Origin of the sequence: Rhizobium sp. WW22 (genome assembly GCF_047041135.1) — a bacterium.
Taxonomy (GTDB): domain Bacteria; phylum Pseudomonadota; class Alphaproteobacteria; order Rhizobiales; family Rhizobiaceae; genus Rhizobium.
Genome location: NZ_CP178198.1, coordinates 862,031 through 880,050 on the forward strand (window position 1 = coordinate 862,031; position 18,020 = coordinate 880,050).

Sequence of the window (18,020 nt, forward strand, 5' to 3'; positions counted from 1 at the left end):
GAGCGGGCGGGCTCGCCCGCTCTTCGTGATCACGGCTGCAGCTAATCACGCCCCTCGACGCGTTTCAAGCGTATCGGAAGCTCGTGCAACCATTGATTTTTGCTCGAACCCGGAAGAGGGGCGGCCTAGAGGTTTTTGCCTTTCACGATCGTTTCCCGCAGGAAGCTGTAGCCCAGCGCGGTACGTGTCGCGCGTTCCGTCGAAGCACCGTCGCCGCCATGGCCGCCCGAGCCGAATTCGTGGAACAGCGGGTGATGGCCGAGCGCTTCCAATTGAGCCGCAAAACGCCGGGCATGAGAGGGGTGAACCCGGTCGTCATTGCTCGAGCTTTCGATGTAGATCGACGGATAAGTGATCTCGGAGGTAGGCTTGACATCGTGCAGTGGGGAATAACTCAGCAGGTAATCGCGGTCCGCCGGATTGTCGGGATCGCCATATTCGTCGATCCAGGCTTTTCCGGCCGGGAAGACATGGAAGCGGGTCATATCCAGGACAGGCACCTGGCACCAGATGGCGCCGAAATCCTTTGGGTAGCGTGTCGTCATGACGCCAGTCAAAAGCCCACCATTGCTGCCGCCATTGCCGGCTATGCGCGATGGCTTGGTATAGCCACGAGCGACGAGATCGCGGGCGACGGCGGCAAAGTCCGCGAACGCCTTGTGGCGCCCGTGCCCTTTGGCAGCACGGTGCCAGTTCGGCCCGAATTCGCCGCCGCCGCGAATATAGGCCATGACATAGGCGTTGCCTTGCTCCAGCCAGCGGCCAATGACGCCGGAATAATAGGGGCCAAGCGAGACGTCGAAGCCGCCATAGCCATACATCAGCACCGGCAGTTCACCCTTGGTCCAGCTTCTCGGCAGGACGATATGATAGGGAACTTTCGTGCCGTCTTCGGAAGTGGCTTCCAGCAGAACGGAAGTCATGCCTTCGCTGTCGAAATAGGTTGGGGAGCTGGCAATGTGCTTGAGTTCAAGCGGGTTCTGGCGATCGCCAAGATCCAGCCGGTAGGAGGAGGGCGGCTGCAGAAAGCCCGCGCCATAGACCTGCAGCGTATCGTCGCCGAGATGCAGATCGGAATAGAGCGGTGCGACCGACACCGTCTGAACATCCGCCGGCAGCGCGATTTCGCGGATTTCGGCATCGGTTCTGGTCAGATCGAGAACGAAGAGATGCGGTTGCATATTGTCCGAGACGATGAAGACGCACCATTCGCGCAGCAGCAGGAATTGCGAAACCGATTGCCGCTCATTGGGCGAAAACAGGATGCGTCTTTCTTCAGCATCGCTCTTGCCGGGCTCCCGCGGCAGGGGCTGCAGGGTCAGGCTGCCTGCCGGAAGCCGCTCATCGGTCTTGGCAAGCCAGATCAGATGGGAGTGGTTGAACCCGAACTCGGCATCCTTCGGGAGGTCGATCCGTCGCAGCGAACCGTCCCCATCCTCGATGAAATGGCTGGCGCTGCCGATTTCGTGACCTGTGCTGAAGATCCGGATCGGCTTGGCCGCCTCTCCCGTCGCAAGACCGGCGAGCTGCGGATCGAAGATCGAACAGGAGCCATAGATGTCGCTGTCATCGGCGGCATAGAGCGCGGGCGCATCCGCCGGCGACTGTCCACGTTTCAGGCGGCGGCCGACGCGCGGCCAGCCGGAACGCGTCGAGGATTCGCGGTCGATGGAGCCGAAATAGGCGATTTCGTCGCGGCTGAGCCAGGTCGCGTGACTGCGCACGGCCGGCGTGTCGAAGCCGCCTTCGACGATGCTCTTCGTCTCGCAATCGAATTCGAGCATGCGAATGGGATCGGAGCCGCCGTCGGAAAGGCAAAGCAGCACCCGCGTCGGCTCCCACGGGCAGGTGATGGCGCCGCGCCAGAGCCATTTCCTGTCTTCCTGTGCACAGAAGGCATCGAGATCGAAGATCGGTTCCCACGGCGCATCGGGCAGGGGTGCGCGATCGGCCGGCAGCCGATACCAGCGACCGAGCGGATGATCGGCGCTGCGATGAAAATCGAACAGCCAGTTGCCGCGCCGAGTGGTGGTGATCAGCCGGTCCTCGCGCTCGATCATGTCCTTGATCGCGATGCAATCCGCCTCAAATTCCGGCGTCTTCAGCAGCCGCTCGGAGTCCGCATCCATTTTGGCGACGAATTGCAAGGTTTGCGGATCGTCGTCGCGTTCGAGGTGGAGGTGCATGGCGGCTCCGGATTCTATTGCTGATGGTGATGAGGCATCAACAAACCAAAATACGGGCGCTGAAGCAACCGTGCTTCCGCGCCGTGTTGGGCATAGATTTTTCGGTATTGACCCGGCTCAGCGGACCATCTTGGTGCCGGCCTGCGCGACGAGATTGGTCGCCGGACCCCGTTCGCGCTTGTATTTGAGCGTGACGACCTTGTAGCCCTCGTTCTCCAGCCTGCTCAGGAGAGCAGGCAGCATCCTGACAGTACGCTGATGAATGTCGTGCATCAGGACGATACCGCGGCCGCGCTGATGGAGCTGCTTCATGGTGCGATCGACCACCGAGGCGGGCGTCGAGGTGAAGTAATCCTTGCTGTCGATATCCACGTCCATGACGATCATGTCGCGGGCCGCGATGGCGGAGCGCAGGCGCTTGGAGTCAGCGAGATAGGGGAAGCGGAAGAAAGGAACATCCGTGCCGATCGCCTTGGTGACGGCATCCTTGCCGCGGGCGATCTCGGTCATCGCCGCGTCGAAGGTCATCTTGTCGAGATCGGGATGGCGGAAAGTGTGGCTGCCGATCGCATCGCCATGCGCAAGCACTTCGCGTGCCGTCGCTGGATGAGCCTTCGCCATTTCGCCAACCATCATGAAGGCGGCCTTGACGCCGAATTTGTCGAGCGTGGCGAGAATGCGTTCCGTCTTGCCGGGAGCCGGGCCATCGTCGAAGGTCAGAATGACCTCCTTGTCGGCGAGCCTGATATCCTTGAGCGAGGAGACTTCCAGGGTACGGCCGGCGAGATTGTGCGGACCGTTCATGCCGGCCAGGTCATCGCGGGTTTCGAGATCGGCAACGAGCCATTTCTTCGGCTCCATCTCGATGGGATCGTTGGCTTTCAGAGACTTGTGGCGCGGCTCCTCGGCGGCATAGCTGCTCTTCAGCGACGCTTCATTGCCTGGCTTCGTGGCGCATCCTCCGAGAGCCAGGGACACGGCAAGGCCAGCCAGCAACAGACGGTAGTTCATCAGAATCGCTCAACACTATGTCTATGAAAGTTGAGCGCATATTCTGCAGTTATGGTTAATGATCGGTTAGGAGCGACCGCGAATTCCTTAACAAGCAGTCAGCTTCAGCCGGCCATGCCGCTTTCATATTCCGATGAAAGTTCCAGCCACTGCTCCTCGGCTGCCGCAAGCTTCTCGGCGGCATCGGCGCGCTGCTTTGCCTTTTCCGCAGCCTTTGCCGGCGCCTTCTCGTAGAGGGCGGGGTCCGCAAGTTCTGCATCAAGAGCCTGAATCAGTTTCTCAAGCTTGCCGGTCAAGGATTCGATTTCGTTGATCTTCTTCTTGAGCGGCGCCAGCGACGCGCGCCGATCGGCGTTGAGCTTGCGCTGATCCGCTTTGGAAACGGAATCGTCGATGCCGTTCGTCTTGGCCTTCTCGTCCTTCGACTTCGGGTTGGCGACGACGAGGCTGCGGTATTCTTCCAGGTCGCCGTCGAAGGTCGTGACCGTGCCGTCGCGCACCAGCCAGAGCCGGTCGACGGTGGCTTCGATCAGATGGCGGTCGTGTGAGATCAGGATGACGGCGCCGGAATAATCGTTCAGCGCCTGGATCAGCGCATTGCGGCTGTCGATATCGAGATGGTTCGTCGGTTCGTCGAGGATCAGCAGGTTCGGTGCGTCGAAGGCGGCAAGGCCCATGAGCAGCCGCGCCTTCTCGCCGCCGGAGAGATCCTTGACCTGCGTGTCCATCTTCTCCGTCGCCAAGCCCATCTGCGCGACGCGGGCGCGCACCTTCGCCTCCGGTGTCTCCGGCATCCGGCGGCGGACATGCTCGACGGCTGTCTGGTTCGGAATGAGATCGTCGAGCTGATGCTGGGCAAAGAAGCCGATCTTCAGGTTCGGTGCGAGCCTGACTTCGCCGCTCTCCGCGCCCAGCCGGCCTGAAATGAACTTCGCGAAGGTCGATTTGCCGTTGCCGTTGGAGCCGAGCAGCGCGATGCGGTCGTCGGCATCGATGCGCAGGTTCAGGCGCTTGAGGATCGGCTTGCCGGGCTCATAGCCGACAGCGCCGCCGCTGATCGCGACGATCGGTGAGGCGGGCTGCTTTTCCGGCTCCGGAAAGCTGAAGCCCATCACATGGTCTTCGATGACGGCGGCGACGGTGCCCATGCGCTCCAGCGCCTTGATGCGCGATTGCGCCTGCCGTGCCTTCGAGGCCTTGGCCTTGAAGCGATCGATGAAGCTCTGCAGATGCTTGCGCGCCGCATCGTTCTTCGCCTTCGCCTTCATCTGCAGCTCGTCGGCTTCAGCTTTCTGCCGCTCGAACTGGTCATAGGAGCCGCGATAGAAGGTGAGTTTCTTCTGGTCGAGATGCACGATGGAGTTGACGGCCGTGTTCAAGAGATCGCGGTCGTGCGAGATGATGATGACCGTGTGAGGGTAGCGGCGGATATAGTCCTCAAGCCAGAGCGTGCCTTCAAGGTCGAGGTAGTTCGTCGGCTCGTCGAGCAGCAGCAGATCCGGCTCGGAAAACAACACGGCCGCAAGAGCCACGCGCATGCGCCAGCCGCCGGAGAACGAGGAGGCGGGACGCTTCTGCGCGTCGTGGTCGAAGCCGAGGCCGGCGAGGATGCTGGCGGCACGCGCTTCGGCCGAATGCGCATCGATATCGGCAAGCCGCGTCTGGATATCGGCGATGCGGTGCGGATCGGTCGCGGTTTCAGCTTCCGCGAGCAGTGCGGAGCGCTCCTTATCCGCTGCGAGGACGATATCGATAAGGGGTTCCTCGGTGCCGGGGGCCTCCTGCGCAACCTGGCCGATGCGGGCATTGCGCGGGATCGAGACCGAGCCGCTTTCGGCAGCAAAATCGCCGGTGATGATCCTGAACAGCGTGGATTTGCCAGCACCGTTCTTGCCGACGAGGCCAGCCTTCGTGCCCGCCGGAAGCGTCACGCTGGCATGATCGATGAGAAGGCGGCCGGCAATGCGGGCGGAAAGGTCTGAAATCGAAATCATGGCGCGGTTTTGGCCGAACTCGACGCCGAAGGCAAGAGCGCGAAGTCGCTTAGGCGCCAGCCTTTTGCGAGGGCTTCGTGAGGTTGGCGCAGTTGCGCAGCCGCTCGGTCAGCTCAGTTTCGTAGAGCATGAGATTGCTGAGAGAGGCATTGAGGCTGTCGAGGGCGGGGTTCGCATTCGCTGCCGTTTCGGTCTCGCGGCTAAATCGCTGTTTCTTCATCAGCCCCTCGGCGAGCTGATCTGCGACTTCGCGGAGCATTTCGGCAGCATCGCTTTCCGATTTGCGCGCCACCAGCCCGCAATGGCTGACGAGACGATACTTCAGGCCGATTTCGTCGAGCCCGCTTTGTGAGGGAAGGGGGCCAAGCGCCTCGATTTCTTCGGCAAGACGGCGATCCTGCCCGTAAAGCGCCTCATGAAAGAGCTGATAGTTGCGCGGCAGGTTCTTGACCTTCAGCCGCGTCATGAAGCGGCCGATGATCTCGAGCTCGGTTTCCGTTTCATCATTATCGATGGAATATGCCGAAACGCTTGTTTGCGAGTTCTTCATGCCTGCTTCTGACCGTGAGCTGATATATCTTATCAATCTGCAGGTCGGCAGGTTAAGGGAACATGAACAAGATGCCTTATTCACGCTGCATCGCAACAAAATGAGGCAGGTGCTCAACGCTTTGGCGTAAGCGGAAAACAGCAATTCGCTTTCCGCTCACATCCAGCGTGTTCCTTCACTGCGCAGGAAGTTCAGCAGGTCCAGCGCCAGCGACGGCTTGCCCATGGATGTCAGGATGGTATGGCACTGGCCGCGGTGGTGGGTGTGGTGGTTGAACATATGTGATATCGCCGCATGGAGGGAACGGTGATGGCGCCCGGTCGCAGGATCGAGGTATAGGTAATATCGACGGCAAGCGCGTCGGCATCGAGTGTTTCCAGCCAGGTGATGATATTTCGATCTTCCGCCTCCCGTAAGCTGTAGAGTCCTTTAAGCGTGTCGTGAAGGACGGTCTCGAGTGACGCCGGCACCCCGCCGGTGCCGTTGAAACGGTGCATCCACAGCCGATCCGTGACAAGCAGATGGTTCAGCGTTCCGTGGAGCGAACCGAAGAACGCGCCGCGATCCTCGTGGAATTCTGCATCACGGAGGTCTGCCGCAGCGTTGTAGACCTGAACATTTGCCCAACGATTGTAGTCGGCAAGCATCCTGAAATGTTTGAGCATATGACCTCTCCTCAATGGTGCGGCGATGTTGCCGCCGAGTTTGCGAATAAACCGTCGCAATGCCATCGGTCGATTGCGAATCGGATGACCGGACTGTGACAGCGGCGTGAAATTGGCCGATCCCCCTTGTTTTCGGGCCTTGGGGCAGGTAAAGACCGCCCACTTTTCTCTGATTACAAGGAATGGACCCATGGCGATTGAACGTACTTTCTCGATGATCAAGCCGGACGCGACGAAGCGCAACCTGACCGGCGCCATCACCAAGGTTTTTGAAGACAACGGCCTGCGCGTCATCGCCTCCAAGCGTGTCTGGATGAGCAAGCGCGAAGCTGAAGGCTTCTACGCCGTTCACAAGGAACGTCCGTTCTTCGGCGAACTCGTTGAAGGCATGACCTCCGGCCCGACCATCGTCCAGGTTCTCGAAGGCGAAAACGCCATCCTGAAGAACCGCGAAATCATGGGCGCGACCAACCCGGCCAACGCTGACGAGGGCACGATCCGCAAGACCTTCGCTCTGTCGATCGGCGAAAATTCCGTTCATGGCTCGGACGCTCCGGAAACGGCTGCCGTCGAAATCGCCTACTGGTTCTCCGAAACCGAAATCGTCGGCTGAATCAGCCTTTCGGCTTCAGCGCTGAACGATTTGAAATGACTCATGAAAGCCGGGACCTTGCGTCTCGGCTTTTTTTCATTTCAGCAAATTAGACTCCCTCTCCCCGCGGGCGGGGAGAGGAGAGTACCCACCGCACCCTTCACGCCGGGCAGGCGGCATCATGTCCATAATCGGCGCTGCCATCGCCCTTGAAGACATCTGGATTGGCGGTATAGACCGGGCCGACGACCAGTGGCTTCGTCGGCAGCACGGTCTGGTCGAGATCGGATTTGACCTCGGTCTTGATCGTCTGGATCGTCTTGTCGCTGGCATCGACCAGCTTGATCGAGACGGAGTAAGGGCGGTCCTTGCGGACGCAATGGAGATCCGGACTTTCCAGCGTGATCTTGTCCCAGAATGTATAGATCTTCTGGTTGACGACAAGCGGATCGCCGCCGGCCGGATTTTCGAATTCCGCGATCGCCTTTGTTCCCTCCGGGATCGGGGCGATCTTCTTGAGCGTGATCATGTAGCTCGCGCTCGCCACCCGGTAGTTGAAGACGAAGAGGCGGCCGGTGAGCTGGGTCGGGCCCTCATCGTCCTTCCGCTGGCAGCCGGCCAGCGCCAGGCCGGCAACGATCCCGGCACCTGTCATTGTCAGCATGATCTTTCGCATCGTCATGGCGCAGTCTCCTCTTTCTTGCGCCGGTAATGCCGGCTGGCTTTGGCCCGGTTGCCGCAGACCGCCATGTCGCACCAGGCGCGGCTCTTGTTCTTGCTGCGGTCGATAAAAAGCCAGCCGCAGTTGCGGCATATCTTCATTCGTTCCGGATCGGGCATGGCGATGAGGCGCAGCGTCGAATGCACGGCTGCGGCATCGAGCCCATCGGAGGACGCGCGCTTCAGGACCCCAGCCAACGCCGCAAGCAGATCGGCGAGCAGCAGATCGGTAGCCTCCCCAAGGACGCGTGCCCGGAAATAACGATCGATCAATTCGCGGAGTGCGATGAAATCGGTTCGGTTTTCCCGCTTCACCGGCAGGATATCGCCGAAGAGAGCCCGTTCGGCGCAGAAATTGGCTGCCGCCTTCGGAAAGCTATCCATCTGTCCTGCCGCCTCGAAACGGTCGATCCGGCGCTCGTCGTCATGGCGCAGGATCACGCTGTTGGCGATATCGAGCGCAAGTGCGCCACCGGAAAAGCGATGTGGGGTCCAGGTAAAACTCATAACAAAAATTATAACTGGTAAAATGAATTTTGCCAGTTACTATTTGCTCGTTCTTCGGAGGGGTGGAATGGCTTATCTTCTGCAGCAACTGGCGAATGCCGTTCCTCTCGCTGCACTTTATGCGACGTTGGCCTTCGGCTATTCCATTGCCTTCGGGGTTATGAAGCGAGCCGATATCACCTACGGCGCGCTCTTCGCCTTTGCCGGCCAGATGCTCGTGCTCTTCACGGACGTCGGTTATACGAAGATGTATCTCATCCTGCCGGCAGCCTTCGCCTTCGGCGCCGTCATCGCCATCAGCTATACGATCGGAACCAGTTTTCTGATCGGCCGCGCGATCATGCTGCCGCTATCGCGCAAGTCGCCGAACACGGTTATCGTCGCAGCACTCGGCATGATGATCATCCTGATGGAAACGGCGCGCCTTGCCTCGAATACGCGCGGCATCTGGCTGCCGCCTTTCCTGAACGATGCCGTCGTCTTCTGGGACAGCGGTAGTTTCCGCGTTACACTGACCGAGATCCAGCTGCTTAACACCGTGCTGATGATCCTCGTTATCTTTATAGGTGCCTATGTCCTCAAATGCACCGGATGGGGCCGCATCTGGCGTGCCGTCACCGACGACGCGCTTGCAGCCGAACTGTGCGGCGCCAGCGCCAGCCGTGTCTTTCTGACGGCCTATGTCGCCTCCGCTATGGTCGCAACCATCTGCGGTCTGCTCGCCACTTCCTACTACGGAACCATGGATTTCGGCGCAGGGCTGATGTTCGGGCTGAAGGTGCTGATGATTGCGGCGGTCGGCGGCTATTCCGAGCCGCTGAAGTCGGCCGGCGGGGCTGCGCTCCTCGGCCTGACGGAGACGATGTGGGGAGCTTACGGTCCGTTCCTTTGGCGCGATTTCGTCATCTTCTCGTTGCTGGTGCTGCTGCTGGTGTTGAGCCGCCGTGAACGAGTGGTGCCCTGAAGCCTACTTGTTACCAGCCCACTTGGCCCGCGCGGCATCGTCGGCATCCTTGGCGGAAACCCAATCGCCTTGCGTGCCATCCTTGCCGTGTTCCTTCTTCCAGAACGGCGCGGAGGTTTTCAGGAAATCCATGACGAAATTGGCGCCGTCGAAGGCGGCCTGGCGATGCGGCGCTGCGGCAATGATGAGCACGATGTTCTCGCCGGGCGCGATCTTGCCGTAGCGATGGATAGCGGTGAGGCCGAGAAGTTCGAAACGCTCGATGGCGAGCTTGGCGATGCGAGTGATCTCCGCTTCCGCCATGCCGGGATAATGTTCGAGTTCGAGGGCACCGAGCGCGCCCCCTTCGTCACGACAGAGGCCCGAGAAGGTCACGACAGCGCCGATATCGCGCCGCCCGTCGGTCAGCCGATCGATCTCCGTATGGAGATCGAAATCCTCGCGCTGAACGCGGACTACCGGCTGAATAGCCATCGACTTATCCCCCTGTCATCGGCGGAAAGAGCCCGATCTCCCGCGCTCCGGCGATCGGCTCATCGTGCTCGGCGTGCTCCATATTGATCGCGACGCGGATCGCCTGGGGGAATTGAAGTGCCGCCTCGTATTCTTCGCCCAAGCCCTTCAAATGACTCAGGAGATCGCCGACGGTAACGACATCGGCGGGCAGGGAAATCTCTTCCTCCGCTTTGCCGATCCGCTCGCGCACCCAGGCGAAATAGACGAGCTTCGTCATCATTCTTCATCCACGACATGCTTCAGCCCGGCCCGGAAATAATCGTAGCCAGTATAGATGGTCAAAAGCGCTGCGATCCAGAGCAGGACGATGCCTATCTCCGTCGTATAGGGTAGCACCTTGTCGCCCGCAGGCCCAGCCAGCAGGAAAGCGATAGCCACGAGTTGGGCCGTCGTCTTCCATTTCGCGATGCGCGTCACGGGAACGCTGACCTTTAGCGCCGCCAGATATTCGCGCAGGCCGGAGACGAGGATTTCGCGGCAGAGAATGATGATAGCGGCCCAGAGCGACCAGCCGGCAATGGTACCGTCGGCGGCGACCAGAAGCAGGATCGCCGAGACCAGCAGTTTGTCGGCAATCGGATCGAGCATGCGGCCGATATTGGAGGTCTGGTTCCAGATGCGTGCAAGATAACCATCGAGGAAATCGGTGATCGAGGCGATGACGAAGATCCAGAGCGCGACCCAGCGGGCGAAATCGGAACCCTCCAGCTTGCCTTCGACGAAGAAGCAAAGAACGATCAGAGGAACGCAAAGGATGCGGCCGTAGGTGAGCAGGTTGGGGATGCTGTAAGCGCGCGAAGCCATGGAAATCGTTTCGTTTCGGTTGTCTCGGCGGATCGCGATGAGCCTCGATTTCGGGTTTCATCGCGCTCCGAGCATTTGATTTTCTTGATCTTCTCCAAAAACCGCTTCGCACTTTTTGGGATCAAGTCATAGATGATGGTTTGGCGACCTTATCGTCAATATTGTTTCTGTTTTTTCACCGCCATTGCGTGGAATTTGCGACCGGCATTGCTTATTTCGCGGCGTCCTCGTGGAAATGGTTGTAGACCTGCCGCGCCACGGTTTCCGATATGCCCTCCACCGCCATCAGATCCGATAGCGCTGCCCGCGATACGGCTTTGGCGGTGCCGAAATGCTGCAGCAGCGCGCGCTTGCGCGAAGGGCCGATGCCGCCGATCTCGTCCAGCGGATTCCTAACCATCTCCTTCTTGCGCCGGGCACGATGCGAGCCGATCGCGAAGCGGTGCGCCTCGTCGCGCATGCGCTGGATGAAATAGAGCACGGGATCGCGCGGCGGCAGCGAGAAACTTTCGCGCGCTGGAGCGAAGAAGCGCTCGCGCCCGGCCTCGCGATCGACGCCCTTGGCGACGCCGATGGCGATAACGCTGTCGGTGATCCCGAGCTCCTCGAGAATGGCGCGTACGGCCGTCATCTGCCCCTGGCCGCCATCAATGAGGATGACATCTGGCCAGGCCGGGAAGGGCTGGTCGGCTGCATCGGTGCCGGATGCTTCTGCGGCAGCTGTCCGATCAGGCCTTCCTTCCTCCTTCAGGAGGCGTGAGAACCGGCGGGTCATGACCTCGCGCATCATGCCGAAGTCGTCGCCCGGCGTGATGTCGGTCGATTTGATGTTGAATTTGCGGTACTGGTTTTTGACGAAGCCTTCCGGCCCGGCGACCACCATGCCGCCGACCGCATTCGTGCCCATGATATGGGAGTTGTCGTAGATCTCGATGCGCTGCGGCACATAGGGAAGCTTGAATGTTTCCCTGAAACCTTCAAGCAGCCGCGATTGCGAGGCGGTTTCCGCCAGCTTGCGGCCATGCGCCTCGCGCGCATTGGCGATGACATGCTCGACCAAATCGCGCTTTTCGCCGCGCTGCGGCACGAGGATCGCGACCTTGTGGCCGGCCTTCTCGGTAAGCGCTGCCGCCAAGAGTTCCATTTCCTCTATGCTCTCCGACAGCAGGATCTGCCGCGGCACGGGCTTGTCATCATAGAATTGCGCAAGGAACGCGTTCAGCACTTCGGCGCCCGAGAGCGATGGATCGGCCTTGGGGAAATAAGCGCGATTGCCCCAGTTCTGCCCGGTGCGGAAGAAGAAGACCTGGATGCAGGAAATGCCGCCCTCGTGATGGATGGCGAAGACATCTGCTTCCTCCACTCCGGCCGGATTGATGCCTTGATGGCTCTGCACATGCGAGAGCGCGGCAAGCCGATCGCGAAAGATCGCGGCGCGCTCGAAATCCAGATCTTCGGCGGCGGCATTCATCGCCTCGGCCATATGCGCCTTGACGTTCTGGCTCTTGCCGGAAAGGAAGTCCTTCGCTTCCTGCACCAGTTCCGCATAGCCTGCATCGCTGATCTCATGGGTGCAGGGGGCGGAACAGCGCTTGATCTGATAGAGCAGACAGGGCCGCGTGCGCGTCTCGAAGACGCTATCGGTACAGGTGCGGATGAGGAAGGCGCGCTGCAGCGAATTGATGGTGCGTCCGACCGCGCCGGCCGATGCGAAGGGCCCGAAATAGTCGCCCTTGCGAGCGCGGGCGCCGCGATGCTTGAAGATCGCCGGCGCGCGATGATCGCCCGTGATCAGAATATAGGGGAAGGATTTGTCGTCCCGCAGCAGCACGTTAAAGCGCGGGCGCAAGCGTTTGATGAGATTCGCTTCCAGCAGCAGCGCTTCCGTTTCAGTGCGCGTGGTGACGAATTCCATATTGGCGGTTTCGCGCACCATACGGGCGATGCGGTTGGAGTGCACCTTGCCCAGAGCGTAGTTGGAAACGCGCTTCTTCAGGTTTCGCGCCTTGCCGACGTAGAGTACGTCGCCGGCTTCGTTGAACATGCGATAAACGCCGGGATTGTTCGGCAGCCGCTTGACGAATTCGGCGATCAGTTCGGCGCCGCGAAGCCCGGTCTCGTTCTTGCCGCCTTCATTCCAATCGACAGGCGCAACAGGGGAGGCGGCGGCATCGCCCTCCACCTCGATGTCGTCTTCGATATCCTCTGATTCGTCATAGAGAACGCCGCCATCGGGCAGCTTTCTTCCATTCATTCCGCACTCTCCGACACGTCTGGCGTTTCCCAGGCAAGGTGCTGGCCGCCATCGAGCGCTATCATTTGGCCCGTGATCGAGGGCGTGTCAAAAAGAAAGCGGATGGTCCGGCCGAATTCTTCGAGCCCCGGCGCCGCCTTCAATATGAGGCCGTCGATCTGCGCTTGAAAGTCCTCCTCGCTCTGCCGCACGCTGCGCACCGTCGGACCCGGGCCGATCGCATTGACGCGGATACGCGGCGCAAAGCTCTGCGCCATCGTCTGGGTTGCGGTCCAGAGAGCAGCTTTCGACAGCGTATAGGAGTAGAAGCGGGGATTAAGCGCCCAGACCCGCTGATCGACCATGTTGACGATCAGGCCCGGATAGGGTTCGGGAAGCTGCCGGACGAGATCGGCAGCCAGAATGGATGGCGCGCGCACATGCACGGCGAAGTGCGCTTCGAAGGCTTCGGCGTCGAAATGATCGGCGGAATCACCGAGGAAAGCCGAGGCGTTGTTGACCAGAAGATCGAGCGGACCAAGAGCATCCGCGGCCCTTTCGACAAGGGTTGACGTCTCGGCCAAATCTCGCAGATCGGCCTTGATCGCAATCGCCTTTCGGCCCGCTTGCCGCAGTTTCGCCGCAATTTCTTCCGCCTCGGCAAGGGACTGATGGGCATGCAACGCCACCGCGAAGCCATGAGCCGATAAATCCTCGGCAATTGCCAGACCTATTCTTTTGGACGCGCCGGTTATCAGCGCCGTGCGTAGTTTTTCCTGGCTCAAGAGATCGCCTTCTGCTCGTCGTTACCCGATCGATGTTCATATAGGGCGTCGATACACCATATGAAAAGATGTGTGAGCAAATGACACGCTTCGGAGTTTCTTATGTAAAACTTGCGATATATTTAGTTTAAAATAAGTATACATGCTTTAACCATTGGTTATGGTTAATAATTCCTCTGTTGCGATGAAGCAACATCGAAATTCAGCCACCTCTGTGCCACAATGATATCATATTTTGGCTCTTCCAATTCCTCATTTGCATTCCAATTTCAACCTCGATCCGGGAGGGATATGTTTAATTGCTCGTGGCGCTTCACAGTCGAAGACAGTAAGCGAAGCACACGGGCCTGAAAGGAGAAAAGTATGCGTACTCTTATCAAGACCCTCATGGTCTCCACTCTCGCCCTCGGTGGCTACACCGCAGCTCACGCCGCTGACGCTGTCGAGCAGATTCCGCAGCCGCCCGTCGCTCAGGAAGCAGCTCCGGCCGTCAACAACTGGTCCGGCTTCTACATCGGTGGTGCAGGCGACTGGAGCAAAGGTCATTTCAGCCACAATGGCAACGGCTATGGCTTCGGCGGCCAGGCCTTCACCGGCTACAACTGGCAGCAGGGCCAGATCGTATACGGCGTTGAAGCAGACCTCGGCTACGCCGGCATTGACAGCACCCGCAACGGTCTGACCGCCAAGAATGGCGTCAATGGCTCGGTTCGCGGTCGTATCGGCTACGACTTTAACCCGTTCATGCTGTATGGCACGGCCGGTCTGGCGCTCGGCCAGAACAAGCTCGAAGACGCTACCTCGTCTGACAGCAAGACGGCTGTTGGTTACACGGTCGGTGCAGGTGCTGAAACCTTCATCACCAACAACATCACCGCTCGCCTCGAGTACCGCTACACGGACTACGGCAAGAAGAACTTCGACCTCGACTCCGGTCGCTTCTCTCGCGGTTACGACGAGCAGAGCGTAAAGGTCGGTATCGGCGTCAAGTTCTAATCATCTGAAGGCATAGCCTGAAGAAAAGGCCGGGGTGAAAACCCCGGCTTTTTTGCATTACGCCTCGGAATGTTTAGGTGGCTTCCTTCGGGAAGTCAGTCGAGACGGCCAGTTCGCGCCAATCGGCCAGCTCTCTGGCGACATATTCGTTCTTGGTCTCGATCGCGCCGACCGTATCCGAGCCGAAAGGCATGCGCAGAGGCGGGTTCGCCGAATGGGCAAGCGTGATCATCGATTTTGCAAGACGTTTGGGATCGCCGGGCTGAGCGTGATTATGGTCGGCCGCGAAATCGCGCATCGCTCCGGCCGGAGTGTCCCTGTAGTCGGCAATCGAACTCGGGCTGACTGCAAGCGAGCTTTCATCGAGGAAGTCGGTGCGGAAAAAGCCGGGTTCGACAACGGTGACCTGGATGCCGAGCGGCTGCAACTCCGCTGCCATCGCTTCGGAGAGGCCTTCGATGGCGAACTTTGTCGAGCAATAGACGCCCCAGCCGGCAAAGCTCTGATAACCGCCGACCGAGGACATGTTGATGACATGGCCCGAACGCTGCCGGCGCATCTGCGGCAGGACGGCGCGCGTGACCTTCAGCAGGCCGAAGACGTTGGTCGCATAGAGCTTTTCGATTTCCTCGGCAGTTGCTTCCTCCACGGCACCCAGAAGCCCGTAGCCGGCATTATTGACAAGGACGTCGATCTTGCCGAAACGCTTGACGGCGATCTCGGCGGCTTCATGGGCCTGCGCCTCGCTCCATACGTCGAGGGCGACGGATAGGAGGTTCGGGTGATTGCCGAACTTCTCCGCCAGCCCAACGGGATTGCGAGCTGTAGCGACAACGGCGTCGCCGGCGGTGAGGGCTTCTTGAGTGATAAGGGCACCAAACCCGCGGGATGCACCCGTAATGAACCAAACACGCATGGCTTTCTCCTTCGTGAGTTTGCAATTCCATAGATGGAATTCGCTTGCAGGAGAAAGGTAGCTTGATGGTATCGCTGAGATAATCTACTTTCTCTTCCATGAAGAGTTGAGAAAATCTCACCAATGCGACGCATCCGTTCGATAGATCTGGCGATCTTCCTTGCAATTGCCGAACACCGTAGCTTTCGCAAAGCGGCGGTGGAATTAGGGGTGACTCCCTCCGCGCTCAGCCATTCGTTGCGCGCCATCGAGGAGCGGCTGGATGTGCGACTGGTCAATCGCACCACCCGTGGCGTCGGCTTGACGGAAGCCGGCGAACGCCTGTTCGATCGCATCCGCCCGGCGTTTCTCGATATCGACGATGCGCTGGAGGATCTCGATAAATTCCGCGGCCAGCCCTATGGCAAGCTGCGCATCAATGCCCCGCGTCCTGCAGCCAGGATGGTATTGCTGCCGATCGTGTCGCGGTTCCTGAGGACTTACCCCGCCATCGAAGTCGAAATCGTAGTGGACGATGCGCTCGTGGATACGGTTGCCTCCGGTTTCGACGCCGGCATACGGTTCGGCGAACGCATCGCCGCCGACATGATCGCTGTCCCCATCGGGCCTCGCCAGCGGACGGCGATCGTCGGCTCGCCCGAACATTTTCAGCGTTTTCCCAAACCGCTCACGCCCCACGATCTGAAGGATCACCCCTGCATCCGCTACCGTTTCGCGAGCGGCACCTATTATCGCTGGGAGTTCGAGCGCGGGGGCATCGAGCTGGAGATCGAGGTGCAGGGGCCGCTCACGCTTGGCGATCTCGATATCATGCTGGATGCCGCTATCAATGGCTCCGGTCTTGCCTTCGTATTTGAAGATCACGCGCTACCGGCCTTGCGGGATGGCCGGCTGATCCGCGTGCTTGAGGACTGGTGTCCTTATTATCCCGGATTCTTTCTCTATTATCCGAGCCGCAGGCAGTTGCCGACGGCTCTGCGCGCCTTCGTCGATTTCGTAAAGGCCGACGCTGCCCGCCAGGGCTAAGTCGACCGCTTCAGACCTGCGGTTTCATCGCCGGAAAATCGGGGAAATGCTTCTCGAACTTGCGTGCCCAGTCCGTCAATCCCGCATAGTCCCCTTCCCATTGTCCTTCGAAGCGGAGCTGCAGATAGCCGATGAGGGAGGCAAGCGCGAAGTGACCCGCATGCAGCTTCTTGCCGATCTTCGGCGGCTCGGCGTCGAGATGGGTGAGGGCGCGGCTGACCTTTGTCCACTGGCGGTCGATCCAGGGCTGATGCTGCTTCTCGGGTTCGCGAAGGCGCCGCTCGTAGACGATCGACAGCAGGCACTCGTTGGTGCCGTCGATCAGCGCTTCCAGAACCTCGATTTCGGTGCGCTTGCCCCTCTTCGAAGGATAGAGCCCGCCCTCGCGCCGGTCGAAATAATGCATGATGGCGCGGCTGTCGAAAATGGCCTCACCGTCGCCGGTCAGCAATGTCGGGATCTTGCCGAGCGGATTGTTGTCGATCAGCAGTGTTGGACCGGCATTCGTATCGACGTGGATTTCCTCGAGCTTGATGCCGAGATGGCGTGCGGCCATGCGCACCTTGCTGGAGAAGGGGGAGGTGGGCGAGCAAAGAAGTCTCATGAAATCACCTGTCGGATATATGTGTGAAAAGTCTCAATGTTCGCCACGCAGCCAGAAGGCGCGCTGCGAAGCGAAGCGGTCCTGCGCCAGAATATCCTTCAAGGCCGGCAGCAGCGCGTGCAGCTCGTCCTTGAGCGTGAAGGGCGGATTGACGATGATGAGGCCGGAGCCGGTAAGCCCGGTGAAGCCGCGGTCGCTTTTGACGCTCAGCTCAGCGCAGAGCATCTTCGGAATTTCCAGTGCCTGCAGCGCCTCGTGAAATGGCTTGATCGGCGCGTCCTTCTTGATCGGATACCAGAGGCAATAGGTGCCACCGGGAAAGCGGCGCGAGGCCTTTGCGAGCCCATCGATCAGCCGCTCATATTCGCCTTCTTCCTCGAAAGGCGGGTCGACGAGCACGATGCCGCGCTTTTCCTTCGGCGGCAGATGCGCGCCGAGCGCCAGCCAGCCGTCGAGCTCGGTAATGCGGGCGTGGTGATCGCCCTCAAACAGCCGGTGCAACCGCTGGAAATCGTCCGGATGCAGTTCCATCGCCGAAAGCCGGTCCTGCGGGCGAAACAGCATGCGCGCGAGTTTCGGCGAGCCGGGATAGAGCCTGACGCCGCCTTCGGGGTTCAATTCCCGGATGGCGGCAAGATAGGGCTCCAGAAGCTCGGCGACCTGCGGCACGAGTTCCGCCTCCAACACCCTGCCGATGCCATCGCGCCACTCGCCGGTCTTCTGCGCTTCCTCGGAGGAGAGATCGTAGAGCCCGATGCCGGCATGCGTGTCGAGGACGCGGAACGCCTTGTCCTTGTTCTGCATGTAGCGGACGAGGCGCGCGAGGATTGCGTGTTTCAAGACATCGGCAAAATTGCCCGCGTGGTAGATGTGCCGATAGTTCATTGTCGGTGAAGTCCGCATGAATTGTTGAGATGGGCCGGATTGTCTCTAGTGGCCGGACATCGCTTG

The 18,020-nt window shown here is 59.9% G+C and carries 18 protein-coding genes and 1 pseudogene; 4 read left to right on the forward strand and 15 right to left on the reverse strand.

The annotated features are described in order from the left end of the window. Positions 1–125: 125 nt before the first annotated feature. From ACK83U_RS04360 to ACK83U_RS04380, 5 genes and pseudogenes are all read right to left on the reverse strand, one after another. Positions 126–2,186 (reverse strand): prolyl oligopeptidase family serine peptidase, encoded by a 2,061-nt coding sequence (locus ACK83U_RS04360; protein ID WP_112607293.1) that lies wholly within the window; start codon positions 2,184–2,186, stop codon positions 126–128. A gap of 117 nt (positions 2,187–2,303) precedes the next feature. Beyond that, positions 2,304–3,197 (reverse strand): polysaccharide deacetylase family protein, encoded by an 894-nt coding sequence (locus ACK83U_RS04365; protein WP_112607291.1) that lies wholly within the window; start codon positions 3,195–3,197, stop codon positions 2,304–2,306. A 104-nt stretch (positions 3,198–3,301) separates the two neighbouring features. Beyond that, on the reverse strand, positions 3,302–5,191 hold the full coding sequence (locus ACK83U_RS04370; protein ID WP_112607289.1) for an ABC-F family ATP-binding cassette domain-containing protein: 1,890 nt from the start codon (positions 5,189–5,191) through the stop codon (positions 3,302–3,304). Between the two features lie 49 nt (positions 5,192–5,240). After that, positions 5,241–5,741, reverse strand: coding sequence for a hypothetical protein (locus ACK83U_RS04375; protein ID WP_112607287.1), 501 nt, complete (start codon positions 5,739–5,741; stop codon positions 5,241–5,243). A 156-nt stretch (positions 5,742–5,897) separates the two neighbouring features. Beyond that, positions 5,898–6,406, reverse strand: a pseudogene (locus ACK83U_RS04380) (DinB family protein). A 190-nt stretch (positions 6,407–6,596) separates the two neighbouring features. On the opposite strand from ACK83U_RS04380, the gene ndk reads away from it, so the two are divergent. Further along, on the forward strand, positions 6,597–7,019 hold the full coding sequence (gene ndk, locus ACK83U_RS04385; RefSeq protein ID WP_004122188.1) for a nucleoside-diphosphate kinase: 423 nt from the start codon (positions 6,597–6,599) through the stop codon (positions 7,017–7,019). 139 nt (positions 7,020–7,158) lie between these two features. Here the strand turns inward: ndk and ACK83U_RS04390 are convergent, their stop codons facing one another. Together ACK83U_RS04390 and ACK83U_RS04395 are read right to left on the reverse strand one after the other, a co-directional pair. Continuing rightward, positions 7,159–7,674: a hypothetical protein gene (locus ACK83U_RS04390; RefSeq protein WP_412474831.1), complete on the reverse strand. Its 516-nt coding sequence runs from the start codon at positions 7,672–7,674 to the stop codon at positions 7,159–7,161. A 2-nt stretch (positions 7,675–7,676) separates the two neighbouring features. Further along, complete coding sequence (locus ACK83U_RS04395) at positions 7,677–8,225, reverse strand: CGNR zinc finger domain-containing protein (protein ID WP_112607285.1); 549 nt, start codon at positions 8,223–8,225, stop codon at positions 7,677–7,679. Between the two features lie 67 nt (positions 8,226–8,292). Here ACK83U_RS04395 and ACK83U_RS04400 point away from each other — a divergent pair, with 67 nt between their 5' ends. After that, positions 8,293–9,189 carry a branched-chain amino acid ABC transporter permease gene (locus ACK83U_RS04400; protein ID WP_112337898.1) on the forward strand — a complete coding sequence of 299 codons (897 nt, stop codon included), beginning with the start codon at positions 8,293–8,295 and terminating at the stop codon, positions 9,187–9,189. Positions 9,190–9,192: 3 nt separating this feature from the next. On the opposite strand, the gene ACK83U_RS04405 is transcribed toward ACK83U_RS04400, so the two are convergent. The 5 genes from ACK83U_RS04405 to ACK83U_RS04425 form a co-directional block, all read right to left on the reverse strand. Then, entirely contained in the window at positions 9,193–9,663 is a 471-nt protein-coding gene (locus ACK83U_RS04405; RefSeq protein WP_112607283.1) for a molybdenum cofactor biosynthesis protein MoaE, read from the reverse strand. A 4-nt stretch (positions 9,664–9,667) separates the two neighbouring features. Continuing rightward, positions 9,668–9,922 (reverse strand): molybdopterin converting factor subunit 1, encoded by a 255-nt coding sequence (gene moaD, locus ACK83U_RS04410; RefSeq protein WP_069616328.1) that lies wholly within the window; start codon positions 9,920–9,922, stop codon positions 9,668–9,670. Then, positions 9,922–10,509: a CDP-diacylglycerol--glycerol-3-phosphate 3-phosphatidyltransferase gene (pgsA, locus tag ACK83U_RS04415; RefSeq protein WP_112337896.1), complete on the reverse strand. Its 588-nt coding sequence runs from the start codon at positions 10,507–10,509 to the stop codon at positions 9,922–9,924. The genes moaD and pgsA overlap by 1 nt, the downstream gene beginning before the upstream one ends. Positions 10,510–10,720: 211 nt before the next feature. Then, positions 10,721–12,763 (reverse strand): excinuclease ABC subunit UvrC, encoded by a 2,043-nt coding sequence (gene uvrC, locus ACK83U_RS04420; protein ID WP_112607281.1) that lies wholly within the window; start codon positions 12,761–12,763, stop codon positions 10,721–10,723. Further along, complete coding sequence (locus tag ACK83U_RS04425; protein WP_112607279.1) at positions 12,760–13,527, reverse strand: SDR family oxidoreductase; 768 nt, start codon at positions 13,525–13,527, stop codon at positions 12,760–12,762. The genes uvrC and ACK83U_RS04425 overlap by 4 nt, the downstream gene beginning before the upstream one ends. 363 nt (positions 13,528–13,890) lie before the next feature. Between ACK83U_RS04425 and ACK83U_RS04430 the strand changes: the two genes are divergently transcribed. Next, positions 13,891–14,523, forward strand: a complete 633-nt coding sequence (locus ACK83U_RS04430) for an outer membrane protein (RefSeq protein ID WP_112607277.1) — start codon at positions 13,891–13,893, stop codon at positions 14,521–14,523. A gap of 73 nt (positions 14,524–14,596) precedes the next feature. On the opposite strand, the gene ACK83U_RS04435 is transcribed toward ACK83U_RS04430, so the two are convergent. Next, positions 14,597–15,439, reverse strand: coding sequence for an oxidoreductase (locus tag ACK83U_RS04435; RefSeq protein ID WP_112607275.1), 843 nt, complete (start codon positions 15,437–15,439; stop codon positions 14,597–14,599). Between the two features lie 123 nt (positions 15,440–15,562). On the opposite strand from ACK83U_RS04435, the gene ACK83U_RS04440 reads away from it, so the two are divergent. Further along, complete coding sequence (locus tag ACK83U_RS04440) at positions 15,563–16,465, forward strand: LysR family transcriptional regulator (protein ID WP_112337892.1); 903 nt, start codon at positions 15,563–15,565, stop codon at positions 16,463–16,465. Between the two features lie 10 nt (positions 16,466–16,475). Here ACK83U_RS04440 and ACK83U_RS04445 read toward each other — a convergent pair whose 3' ends face one another. Continuing rightward, the gene (locus tag ACK83U_RS04445) at positions 16,476–17,069 is read right to left on the reverse strand and encodes a glutathione S-transferase (protein ID WP_112337891.1); all 594 of its coding nucleotides are present in this window, start codon (positions 17,067–17,069) and stop codon (positions 16,476–16,478) included. 33 nt (positions 17,070–17,102) lie between these two features. After that, positions 17,103–17,954 (reverse strand): 23S rRNA (adenine(2030)-N(6))-methyltransferase RlmJ, encoded by an 852-nt coding sequence (locus ACK83U_RS04450; RefSeq protein WP_112607273.1) that lies wholly within the window; start codon positions 17,952–17,954, stop codon positions 17,103–17,105. Between the last annotated feature and the right edge of the window lie 66 nt (positions 17,955–18,020).